Source organism: Mesorhizobium sp. LCM 4576, from assembly GCF_001854815.1.
Lineage (GTDB): Bacteria > Pseudomonadota > Alphaproteobacteria > Rhizobiales > Rhizobiaceae > Mesorhizobium > Mesorhizobium plurifarium.
In genome coordinates, this window is sequence record NZ_MDDT01000040.1 from 93,669 (window position 1) to 104,880 (window position 11,212).

Here is an 11,212-nt window from a genome sequence, read left to right on the forward strand (position 1 = left end):
CATCGGCGCTGCCTTGACCGCGCCAAAACCCTGCCGCATGGTCCGCGCCCAATCGTGACCGCGCCCCGGAGACACCGTTGAGCGAATATTTCCTGCTGCCGCTGGCCTCCCTGCCCTTCCCCAACATCGACCCGGTCATCGTCCAAATCGGGCCGCTCGCGGTGCACTGGTACGGCGTCGGCTATATCGTCGGCATCCTCTTTGCCTGGTGGTATGCCAAGCGGCTGGTGACGAACCCGCGCCTGTGGCCGGACGGCCATCTGCCGATGAAGCCCGAGGACCTCGACGACTTCATCGTCTGGGCGGCGATCGGCGTCGTGCTCGGTGGACGCACCGGCTACGTGCTMTTCTACGACCTGCCGCGCTACATCGCGCATCCGCTCGACATCTTCGCGGTCTGGCAGGGCGGCATGTCGTTCCATGGCGGCCTGCTTGGCGTCATCCTCGCCATGACGCTGTTTTCGCTCAAGCGCCGGATTCCCACCTGGACATTGTTCGACGTGGTGTCCGCCGGCGTGCCCGTTGGGCTCGGCCTTGTGCGCGTCGCCAACTTCATCAATTCGGAGCTGTGGGGGCGACCCTCGGACGTCCCATGGGCAATCGAATTCCCCAATGGCGGCCCGTTCACCCGCCATCCCAGCCAGCTTTACGAGGCGCTGCTCGAAGGCCTTGTGCTGTTCCTGGTGCTGCGCTTCCTCACCCATTCGCGCCTCAAGCTCAAGACGCCGCGCTTCGTCGGCGGCGCCTTCATCTGCGGCTACGGCCTGTCGCGCATCTTCGTCGAGTTCTTCCGCGAGCCCGACCAGCAGCTCGGCTACCTGCTCGGCACCAGCTGGCTGACCATGGGCATGATCCTGTCCACGCCGATGGTGCTCGCCGGCATCTGGGCGATGGTCACCGCGAAGCCGGCGCCACAGCCGCGGGCGGCATGACCCGGCTGAAAAAGCGCATCATAGGCCTGATCGGCGCCGCGGGGCCGATCCCGGTCAGCGAATATATGGCGCTCTGCCTGTTCGATCCCGACGAGGGCTACTACACGACGCGCGAGCCCTTCGGCGCCGCCGGCGACTTCATCACCGCGCCCGAGATCAGCCAGATGTTCGGCGAGCTCGTCGCCGTCTGGCTCTACCAGGCCTGGCAGGGCGAGGGCCGGCCTCTGCCCGCGACCTTTGCCGAGATCGGTCCCGGCCGCGGCACCTTGATGAAGGACATGCTGCGCACATGGTCGCGGCTCGACCCGGCGCTCGTCGCTGGCGCTTCCTTCGCCATGATCGAGACCAGCCCGCGCCTGGCCGAGATCCAGAAGCAGACGCTTGCCGGCCAGAGCGCGGCGCCTGCCTGGCACCAGACCATCGACACGCTGCCGCGGCAGCCGCTCTTCATCGTCGGCAACGAATTGTTCGACGCTGTGCCGATCCGGCAGTTCGTCTATGTCGGCGCGGGCTGGCGCGAGCGTGTTGTCGGCCTCGACGGCGCCGATGAACTGCACTTCTTCGCTGGCGCGGGGTCTGTCGACCCGGCACTGCTGCCGGCCGCCGCTGCCGACGCGCCGCAAGGCGCTATCGTCGAAGTGGCCCCTGCCCGTTCGGCGCTGATGTCGCAGATCGCCGAGCGCATAGCCGGCCAGGGCGGCGCCGGCCTCTTCATCGACTACGGCCACCTTCAGCCGGGGATCGGCGACACTTTCCAGGCGCTGCGCCGGCACCAGCGCGAGGACGTTTTAGCCAATCCTGGCGAAGCCGACCTCACAGCCCATGTCGATTTCGCCGCGCTTGCCGAGATGGCGCGCGCTCACGGTCTCGAGGTGCACTTGTCGACCCAGGGCGAATTCCTGCTCGGCATGGGCCTGCTCGAGCGCGCCGGCACGCTCGGCGCCGATGGCGATACCGAGACGCGTCAAGCCATTTCCGACGCGGTCGAACGCCTGGCCGGCCCCGACGCGATGGGCGAGTTGTTCAAGGTCATGAAGGTCCTGCCGGCGGCGAAAGCCACCTGATCGCCGAGCGGCCTCGCCATCTGGTCCGCTTCGTTCTCCGAACTTCGCCTTGACGAACCCGCCTTGYACGGACGACAAACCCAACCATGCTGAATCARACCAGACCCGATCCAGTACGCTCGCCGCTGCTTGAAAAAGTGCCGGGCATGCGCCACGGCTACTTCACCCGCATCGGCGGCGTCTCCGACGGCATCTACCGGGGGCTCAACATCGGCACCGGCTCCAGCGACGACCAGACACTGGTCGCCGAGAACCGGCGGCGCGTCGCCGCCTGGATGGGCGTGCCCGCGGATCATCTGTTGACCGCGCACCAGATCCACTCGCCGGATGTCATTGTCGCCAGGGAACCCTTCGCCGGTCCTCGCCCGAAGGCCGACGCCATCGTCACCGACCGTCCCGGCATCGCCATCGGCGCCTCGACGGCCGATTGTGGGCCGGTTCTCTTCGCCGACGCCGGGGCGCGCGTCATCGGCGCGGCGCATGCCGGTTGGAAGGGCGCGTTCACCGGCGTGCTCGAAAACACGGTCGCCGCGATGGAAGCCCTCGGCGCCCGCCGCGAGCGCATCGTCGCCGTGCTTGGCCCCTCGATCGGCCCCGACAATTACGAGGTCGGGCCGGAATTCGTCGCCCGCTTCGTCGAAGCCGACGCCGGCAATCACCGCTATTTCAGACCGTCGAAGACGACCGGCCACTCGATGTTCGACCTCAACCGATATACGGTCGACCGGCTGCGCAAGGCTGGCGTGACCGCCGAAGGCCTTGGCCGCTGCACCTACGCGGAAGAAGAGCTTTTCTATTCCTACCGGCGCACCACACACCGCAAGGAAGCGGATTACGGGCGCCAGGTTTCGGCAATCGTTCTGGAGAAAGAGTAAAATGGCGCTGCATTTCGAACGTTCGGAATTCGACGCGCGACGCGATCGGCTGCTGATCGAAATGGCCGAGAAGAAGCTCGACGCCGTGCTTTTGTTCGCGCAGGAGAGCAWGTACTGGCTGACCGGCTACGACACATTCGGCTTCTGCTTTTTCCAGTGCCTGGTGGTGAAGGCCGACGGCTCGATGGTGCTGCTCACCCGTTCGGCCGATCTGAGGCAAGCACGCCATACCTCGACCATCGAAAACATCGTGCTGTGGACCGATCGTCAGGGCGCCAACCCGGCGATCGACCTGCGCAACCTGCTCAACGACCTCGACCTGCTCGGCGCCCGCATCGGCGTCGAATACGACACCCATGGCCTGACCGCCTATAATGGCCGGCGCCTCGACGAGCAGTTGCAGACCTTCGGCCAGATCGCGGATGCTTCCGGCATCGTCGGCCGGCTGCGCCTGTTCAAGAGCCCGGCCGAGATCGCCAAGGCGGAAAAGGCCGCCAATCTTTCCGACGACGCGCTGGATGCCGCACTCCCGCTGATCAAGCAAGGCGGCGACGAAGGGCTCATCCTTGCCGCCATGCAAGGGGCCGTCTTTGCCGGCGGCGGCGACTATCCCGCCAACGAGTATATCATCGGCTCCGGCGCCGATGCCTTGCTCTGCCGCTACAAGGCCGGCCGCCGCAAGCTCACCAAGAACGACCAGCTGACGCTCGAATGGGCCGGCGTCTTCCACCACTATCATGCCCCGATGATGCGCACCGTACTCACGGGCAAGGTGTCGAAGCGTCACCAGGAATTGTTTGACGCTTCCCGCGCCGCCCTGCTCGCGGTCGAAAAGGCGATGACGCCGGGCAACACCTTCGGCGATGTCTTCGACGCRCATGCCCGCACGCTCGAAGCGCACAATCTGACCAAGCACCGGCTGAATGCCTGCGGCTATTCGGTCGGCGCCCGCTTCACGCCGTCCTGGATGGACATGCCGATGTTCTACCAGGGCAATCCGGAGCCGATCGCRCCCAATATGACGCTGTTCGCGCATATGATCATCATGGACTCCGAGACCGAGACCGCGATGACGCTTGGCCGGACTTACCTTACGACGGAATCGGCGCCGAAGCCGCTGTCGCGCCATGATCTCGACTTGATCGTGCAGTGAATCCATAATGGTTGGTTCACGCGGGGGCGTTCGCCAGTAGGGAGCTTTCAGGCAAATGAGACGATCGCGGGTGACGACCGTGTCATTGCTTGCGGCGCTGGCGCTCGGCGCCTGCACCAACGCCAAGGACGTGCTCGAACCTTCGGCGATCACCCCGCCGGCGGCCTCGGCCCAGTCTTCGGCCACCCCGCAGGGCACATCGACGACGGCCACCACTCCGACCATGACCGCGCCGGCTCCGTCGACCGCCACTGCGACGACGGCACCTGCAAAGCCCGCAACGCCCGCCCAGACCGCCGCCCTCGCCAGGACGCGGCTGCAGGTGGCGCCGATCGTCGGCGCATCGGTGGACGCGGCGGCACCGTTGACGGCGGAACTGCAGGCCCGTGCCAAACAGCGTGGCCTGACGCTTGTCGGCAGCACGGACCAGACAGCGACGCATGTGCTGAAGGGCTATTTTTCGACGATGTCCGAGGGTAAGGACACGACCGTCATCTATGTCTGGGACATTTACGATCCCTCGGGAAACCGCCTGCACCGCATCAATGGCCAGCAGAAGGCGCCCTCCGTCGGCAGCGGCGAAGGCTGGCCCGCGGTAGCGCCCGCCACCATGCAGGCCATTGCCGACCAGACGATCGACCAGTTCGCCGCCTGGCTGGGCAGCGGCGGCGCCGGTTGACCGGACAGGCCAAACTGTTGCCGACCAAACTGTTGCCGGCTTGCGATGTTTTCCCTGTTTGTTGCGGTCGCCGCAAGGATTCCCCACAACGAGGCTTGCAATACCGGCGCGGGCCGCTAAAAGCCCGCATAAAAGGCTCATGAGAGTCTCTCCGGCCTCTCCATCCTTCACCAGGAACGGTGCATGAAGCTTTTCGCGGGCAATTCCAATCGGGTGYTGGCCGAAGCGGTCGCTCGCTATCTCAACATCCCGTTAGGGAAGGCCAGCGTCAGGCGCTTCGCCGACCAGGAAATCTTCGTCGAAATCCAGGAAAACGTGCGCGGCGAGGATGTGTTCATCCTGCAGTCGACCTCTTATCCGACCAACGACCATCTGATGGAACTRCTCATCATGATGGACGCCTTCATGCGCTCCTCGGCGCGACGCATCACGGCGGTCATCCCCTATTTCGGCTACGCGAGGCAGGATCGCCGCGCCTCCGGCCGCACGCCGATCTCGGCCAAGCTCGTCGCCAACATGATCACCCGCGCCGGCGCCAACCGCGTGCTGACGCTCGACCTGCATGYCGGCCAGATCCAGGGCTTCTTCGACATCCCGACCGATAATCTGTTCTCGGTGCCGGTGATGGCRCGCGACGTGAAGGCCAAATACAAGCAGCTCGGCAATGTCGTCGTCGTGTCGCCCGACATCGGCGGCGTGGTGCGGGCGCGCGCGCTCGCCAAGCGCTTCGATGCGCAGCTCGCCATCGTCGACAAGCGCCGCGAGCGTCCCGGCGAATCGGAAGTCATGAATATCATCGGTGCGGTCGCCGGCAAGGACTGCCTCTTGATCGACGACATCGTCGATTCCGGCGGTACGCTTTGCAACGCGGCCGACGCGCTGCTCGCCAACGGCGCGACCTCCGTCACCGCCTACATCACCCATGGCGTGCTCTCTGGYGGCGCCGTCGCCCGTATCGCCGGCTCGAAGCTGCAGGAGCTGGTGATCACCGATTCGATCCAGCCGACGCAGGGCGTGCTCGACGCGCCGAACATCCGTGTCATTTCGATCGCCGACCTGATGGGCGAGGCGATCTCGCGCACCGCGACCGAGGAGTCGGTGTCGAGCCTGTTCGATTGATCAGAAACTGGCTACCCCGGGYGCGTAGCGCAGCAGCGTGACGCCTTGCGCAAGGCGCTCCGTACCGAGCGGCTTCAGCGCCAGCGACAGGCCGGACCGGAAGTACGGCTTGCCGCCGCCCAGCACGACCGGATGCATGTAAAGCCGGTATTCGTCGATCAGGCCCGCGCGGACAAGATGGGCAGCCAACTCGGCGCCGGAGACGGAAATCTCGCCGTCCGTGTCCGCCTTGAGCGACCTTGCAACCRCCTCGACATCACCCCTCACCAGACGGGCATTCGGCCCAACCTCCCGAAGCGTGGTCGAAAACACGACCTTCGGCGTCTCCCGCCAGGCATGCGCAAAATCCCGCTCGACCTACCTCGGCGGCGATCTCCCGCTCCGGGCTGTCCCAGAAACGCATGGTTTCATACATCCTGCGCCCGCAAAGCGCGATCGACGTCCGTCGCATCTCGTCGTTGAAATGCCGGTGCAATTCCTCTTCCGGGACCGGCAGGTCAATACTTCCACTCGGTCCGGCGATGTAGCCGTCCAGCGATGTCAGCATGGCATAGACAATCGTGGCCACCAGCGTTCCTCCGATTTTRCCTCCTCACAAAGAGGAACATAACCGATTGCAGTTTGCAATCAGTATTTGGCAAACGGAACCCAGATTGAGAACCGACACATCAACTCAATGCTGGCGGCGCTGTCTCACGCGGCGATCGGACCACCTGTGCGGCGCGGGTTTTCACCGACATCGCGCGCGCCGCGCATATAGCCGCGCGGCGAGGTGCCGAGCATGCGCTTGAACATGGTCGTGAAGGCCGGCACGCTGTCATAGCCGAGGTCGAGCGCCACCCTGGTGATCGGCTCGCCGTCGGCGAGCCTGGGCAGCGCCGCGAACAGGCAGGCCTGCTGGCGCCAGGTCGACAGCGACAGTCCGGTCTGGCGGTGGAAGGCGCGGGTGAAGGACCGCCGGCTCATGCCTGCGGCATCCGCCCATTCGTCGATCGTCGCACGCGGCGACGGGGCCGCGACGAAGCGCCGGCAGAGCGCTGCAAGCTTCGGATCGGACGGGAAAGGCAGGCCGAGCGGCCGTTCCGGCAGGTTCGGGATCTCATGCAGCAGAAGACCCATGACGAGGGCGGCGCGCCCTTCGAGCTCACTCCCCTGCGGCAGCTTCTCCGATTCGACGATCAGGCTGTGCATCAGCTCGGTGATGCCGACGACGCGCAGGCCCTCCGGTAAGCCGGGAATGGCGTCCGGCATCACATAGACCGACCGCATGGAGACGTCGCCCAGCATCTCGACGGAATGCTCGGTGCCGGCCGGTATCCACATCGCATGGTCGGGCGGCACCATCCAGCGCCCGTGCCTGGTCGTCACCAGGACCACGCCGACCAGCGCGTGCAGCAACTGGCTGCGGCTGTGGCGGTGCCGCGGCACGTGGTAGCCGTCCGGATATTCTGTCGGCAGCGCCACCGCCGGCCCGACGGCCTGTTCCAGCCATTGCCAGCGGCTTTCATGCAGCCGGCCGAGCTCGGCGGCGTCGCCCTTGAATATCTCCTTGCCATGCGGCATCGATGTGGCCCACTTGCGAAACTATTGGACCAAACCACGAAAGAAGTCGCTTGGCAACGGGCCTATAAGGCCGGCTGCGGTTCGCCGCCTAGAGCATGATCCCGAAAAGTGGAAACGGTTTTCGGAAAAGATCATGCTCCAACAAGACTACGGAGCATTGCCTTGACCGATACGACCGCCACCTCCGTCGCCGCACCGGCGCCGGCAAGCAACATCTCGGCGCAAACGACGGCCTTCACCGTCATTCTTGCGGTGAGCTTCTGCCACTGCGTCAACGACATCATGCAGTCGCTGCTTTCGGCGATCTATCCGCTGCTCAAGGACAATTACGGTCTCGATTTCTGGCAGATCGGCCTTCTGACCTTCACCTTCCAGGTGACGGCTTCGCTGCTGCAGCCGGTGATCGGCATGATCACCGACAAGAAGCCGATGCCCTACTCCTTGCCCTGGGGCATGGCCTCCTCGCTGGTCGGCCTGGTGGTGCTTGCCCATGCCGGCCATTACTGGCTGCTCCTGATCGGCGCCTCGCTGATCGGTATCGGCTCGGCGATCTTCCATCCGGAATCCTCGCGCATCGCCCGTTTTGCTTCCGGCGGCCGCTTCGGCCTGGCGCAGTCGCTGTTCCAGGTGGGCGGCAATTTCGGCCAGGCCATGGGCCCGCTGCTCGCCGCCTTCATCGTCGTGCCGTTCGGCCAGGCCAGCATTTCCTGGTTCGCCGTCGGCTCGCTGATCGGCATCGTCGTCTTGTGGCGGGTCGGCGGCTGGTACAGCCGGCTGCGCGCCTCGATGGCCAGCCGCAAGCAGGCTGCCCATGTCTCGCCCTTCGCGCRCAAGAAGGTCATGTGGGCGCTGGCCGTGCTGACTCTGCTTGTGCTGACCAAGAACGCCTATATCGCCTCGCTCTCCAGCTACTACACCTTCTACGCCATCCATAAGTTCGGCGTTTCGGTGCAGATGAGCCAGGTGATGCTGTTCCTGTTCCTCGGCGCCTCGGCGCTGGGCATCCTGCTCGGCGGACCGTTCGGCGACCGCTATGGACAGAAGGCGATGATCTGGTTCTCGATCGTCGGCGTGCTGCCCTTCACGCTGGCGCTGCCCTACGCCAATCTGGAATGGACGATGGTGCTCACCGTGCTGATCGGCCTGATCCTGTCGTCGGCCTTCTCCAATATCGTCGTCTTCGCGCAGGAGCTGGTTCCGGGCCGCGTCGGCATGATCGCCGGCATCTTCTTCGGCTTCGCCTTCGGCATGGGCGGCATCGCCGCCGCGGTGCTCGGCGTCGTCGCCGACATGAAGGGCATCGACTTCGTCTACCAGATCTGCTCGTATTTGCCCTTCCTCGGCCTGCTGACGGTCTTCCTGCCCAACATGAAGGAAGCGCGGAAGGCCTGATTGCCCAGCCACCTCGAACGGCTTCCAAGGATCAAGGCACCCGCCGCCGCCTGGCGGGTGCCTTCGTGTTTGGCGACCGGCCTCAGGCCTTGAAGAAGGCCAGGAGGTCGGCGTTGATGACGTCCGCGTGGGTCGTTGCCATGCCGTGCGGAAAACCCTTGTAGACCTTGAGCTCGCCCTTCTTGAGCAGCTTGATCGAGATGAGCGCGGAGTCCGCGATCGGCACGATCTGGTCGTCGTCGCCATGCATGACCAGCACCGGCACGTCGATTGTCTTCAGGTCTTCGGTGAAGTCGGTTTCCGAGAAGGCCTTGATGCAGTCGTAATGCGCCTTGGCGCCGCCCATCATGCCCTGGCGCCACCAATTGTCGATTACGCCTTCGGAAACCTGGGCGCCGGGACGGTTGAAGCCGTAGAACGGTCCCGCCGGCACGTCATGGAAGAACTGGGCGCGGTTGGCCGCCAGCGCCGCGCGGAAACCGTCGAACACCTTGATCGGCAAGCCGCCTGGATTGGCGGGCGTCTTCAACATGATTGGCGGCACCGCGCCGATCAGCACGGCCTTGGCGACGCGGCCCGCRCCGCCATATTGCGCGACATAGCGCGCCACCTCGCCGCCGCCCGTCGAATGGCCGACATGGATGGCGTCCTTGAGGTCGAGATGCGCGGCGAGCGCCGCCACGTCGGCGGCATAGGTGTCCATCTCATTGCCTGTGTCGGTCTGGCTGGAACGGCCATGGCCGCGTCGGTCATGCGCGATGACGCGGTAACCCTTTGACAGGAAGAACAGCATCTGGGCGTCCCAGTCGTCGCTGCTCAGCGGCCAGCCATGGTGGAAGACGATCGGCTGGCCCGTCCCCCAATCCTTGTAGAAGATCTGCGTTCCGTCCTTGGTGGTGACCGTGCCGCTGCCCGAGCCTGAATTGGTCTGCCCTGACGTGGTCTGCAAGCTCATCTCAATCTCCTTCAGTTGATATCACGATAAACAATATCGCGATAACTATATGCGTAACGGAGATCGGAAGCCTTGTCCACAAGAATATGTATCGCGATATCATTTTTCGTGGTATACAATGAGTTCTCAGTCGGCAAAAGGAATGCGCCGTGCCTCTCCCGTTGGACAATCAGCTCTGCTTCACGCTCTATGCCACCTCGATGGCGATCAACCGCACCTACAAGCCCATGCTGGACGGGATGGGCATCACCTATCCGCAATATCTCGTGCTCAACGCGCTGGGAGAGGCGGACGGCATGTCGGTGGGCAGCATCGCGCATCGGCTCGCGTTGGAATCGAGCACCATCACGCCGCTGGTGAAAAGAATGGAGCAGGCTGGCCTTGTCACCCGGCAGCGCAGCCAGGCCGACGAGCGCCAAGTCCAGGTCGACCTGACCCCCAGCGGCCGGGCTCTGCTCGTCCAGTGCAACTGCTTGAACGAGACGCTGATCGAGCGCTCAGGCATGAAATTGGCTGAGCTCGATGCCTTGAACCGGCAAATCCAGGCATTGCGCGATGCGCTGAATGGCGGCCTGGAGGTCGACCCCGCCTGAGATATACGAAAAAAGAGAGCGGGCTCGACCGGGCGGGTTTGCGTCCCGGACGCCTTGATAGGTTCAGCATATGCGGGTCACGCCTCGACCTTGACCGGCGGCAGTTGCGGCGCTTCCAACCCCTGGAATGGGTCGCGCCAGGCGTCGATCGCCTCCAGCCRGCCGTACCAGCGGCGGATCGCCGGATAGTCGTCGAGCGGCAATCCGGYGACATCATTGAACGGCAGGAACGTCGCCATGCGGAAGTCCGCATAGGAGATCGAAGCGCCGACCAGCCACTCCCGCGCGGAAAGCTCGGGCTCGAGCACTGCCGCGGCCTTGTGGAACTGCCTCAGCCCCTCCTCGACCAGCGCCTGGTCGATGGGACCCAGCCCATAGCGCTGCTTGGTGCCGCGCTCGAAATGCACCATGTCGCAAGCGAAGGCGAACCGCTCCTTGCCCCAGCTCATCCAGCGGATCATGTCCGGCTCGTCGTCCCCGCTGCGCCAGAAATCCGAACGCATCTCGCGCGAAAGCCGGCAGGCGATGGCGTCCGCCTCCCACAGGCTCCATCCCGCGCCGACCAATATCGGCAAGGTCAGGTTGGGATTGAGCGCATGGTAGCGCTCGGCCTRCCCGGGCGCCATCGGCGATGYGAACGCGAACGCGATCTTGGCCTTGAGATAGCGTGCCGTCGCGACCGCGAGGCGAGGATTGGGATTGCGGCTGAACAGGAGTTTCATATTGGTCCCCTGGGGTCTGGTTGCATGCCGCAGGACGGCTGGGAACCGCCCGATCCTACATTGTTGCAAATGGGACTTCCGGTTATGCTTTCGTCGCTGGAAACCGCCCCTGCCAAGCCTTCCAGCCCAAGCGCTGTCGGTAGCTAATCAAGTTGTCCGGTTTGG

General features: G+C 64.6%; 11 protein-coding genes and 1 pseudogene. 8 read left to right on the plus strand and 4 right to left on the minus strand.

Annotated elements, in window-relative coordinates:
• Positions 1–77 precede the first annotated feature (77 nt).
• The 6 genes from lgt to LCM4576_RS22400 all read left to right on the plus strand — a co-directional run bounded on the left by lgt (position 78) and on the right by LCM4576_RS22400 (position 5,822).
• A complete protein-coding gene (gene lgt / locus LCM4576_RS22375) occupies positions 78–932 on the plus strand; it encodes a prolipoprotein diacylglyceryl transferase (RefSeq protein WP_116390099.1) in 855 nt (284 codons plus the stop codon).
• Entirely contained in the window at positions 929–1,996 is a 1,068-nt protein-coding gene (locus tag LCM4576_RS22380; RefSeq protein ID WP_071034688.1) for a class I SAM-dependent methyltransferase, read from the plus strand. The genes lgt and LCM4576_RS22380 overlap by 4 nt, the downstream gene beginning before the upstream one ends.
• Positions 1,997–2,082: 86 nt before the next feature.
• Positions 2,083–2,871 (plus strand): peptidoglycan editing factor PgeF, encoded by a 789-nt coding sequence (pgeF, locus tag LCM4576_RS22385; protein WP_071034689.1) that lies wholly within the window; start codon positions 2,083–2,085, stop codon positions 2,869–2,871.
• Position 2,872: 1 nt separating this feature from the next.
• Positions 2,873–4,024, plus strand: a complete 1,152-nt coding sequence (locus LCM4576_RS22390; protein WP_071034690.1) for a Xaa-Pro peptidase family protein — start codon at positions 2,873–2,875, stop codon at positions 4,022–4,024.
• A gap of 55 nt (positions 4,025–4,079) precedes the next feature.
• Positions 4,080–4,703: a hypothetical protein gene (locus tag LCM4576_RS22395; RefSeq protein ID WP_040989655.1), complete on the plus strand. Its 624-nt coding sequence runs from the start codon at positions 4,080–4,082 to the stop codon at positions 4,701–4,703.
• A gap of 183 nt (positions 4,704–4,886) precedes the next feature.
• The gene (locus LCM4576_RS22400; protein ID WP_071034691.1) at positions 4,887–5,822 is read left to right on the plus strand and encodes a ribose-phosphate pyrophosphokinase; all 936 of its coding nucleotides are present in this window, start codon (positions 4,887–4,889) and stop codon (positions 5,820–5,822) included.
• Here LCM4576_RS22400 and LCM4576_RS22405 read toward each other — a convergent pair.
• A pseudogene (locus LCM4576_RS22405) lies at positions 5,823–6,390 on the minus strand (dihydrofolate reductase family protein). It abuts the gene before it with no gap.
• 125 nt (positions 6,391–6,515) lie between these two features.
• Entirely contained in the window at positions 6,516–7,385 is an 870-nt protein-coding gene (locus LCM4576_RS22410; protein WP_040989658.1) for a helix-turn-helix domain-containing protein, read from the minus strand.
• A gap of 162 nt (positions 7,386–7,547) precedes the next feature.
• On the opposite strand from LCM4576_RS22410, the gene LCM4576_RS22415 reads away from it, so the two are divergent.
• A complete protein-coding gene (locus LCM4576_RS22415; RefSeq protein ID WP_071034692.1) occupies positions 7,548–8,777 on the plus strand; it encodes an MFS transporter in 1,230 nt (409 codons plus the stop codon).
• A gap of 82 nt (positions 8,778–8,859) precedes the next feature.
• Here the strand turns inward: LCM4576_RS22415 and LCM4576_RS22420 are convergent, their stop codons facing one another.
• Complete coding sequence (locus LCM4576_RS22420) at positions 8,860–9,732, minus strand: alpha/beta fold hydrolase (protein ID WP_071034693.1); 873 nt, start codon at positions 9,730–9,732, stop codon at positions 8,860–8,862.
• A gap of 149 nt (positions 9,733–9,881) precedes the next feature.
• On the opposite strand from LCM4576_RS22420, the gene LCM4576_RS22425 reads away from it, so the two are divergent.
• Positions 9,882–10,325 carry a MarR family winged helix-turn-helix transcriptional regulator gene (locus LCM4576_RS22425; RefSeq protein WP_071034694.1) on the plus strand — a complete coding sequence of 148 codons (444 nt, stop codon included), beginning with the start codon at positions 9,882–9,884 and terminating at the stop codon, positions 10,323–10,325.
• A 77-nt stretch (positions 10,326–10,402) separates the two neighbouring features.
• Here the strand turns inward: LCM4576_RS22425 and LCM4576_RS22430 are convergent, their stop codons facing one another.
• Entirely contained in the window at positions 10,403–11,047 is a 645-nt protein-coding gene (locus tag LCM4576_RS22430) for a glutathione S-transferase (RefSeq protein ID WP_071034695.1), read from the minus strand.
• Between the last annotated feature and the right edge of the window lie 165 nt (positions 11,048–11,212).

Excerpts from the sequence above, each read along its gene's own strand:
- LCM4576_RS22395 (WP_040989655.1), top strand. The coding sequence starts at position 4,080 with ATGAGACGATCGCGGGTGACGACCGTGTCATTGCTTGCGGCGCTGGCG.
- LCM4576_RS22380 (WP_071034688.1), top strand. The coding sequence starts at position 929 with ATGACCCGGCTGAAAAAGCGCATCATAGGCCTGATCGGCGCCGCGGGG.
- LCM4576_RS22410 (WP_040989658.1), bottom strand. The coding sequence starts at position 7,385 with ATGCCGCATGGCAAGGAGATATTCAAGGGCGACGCCGCCGAGCTCGGC.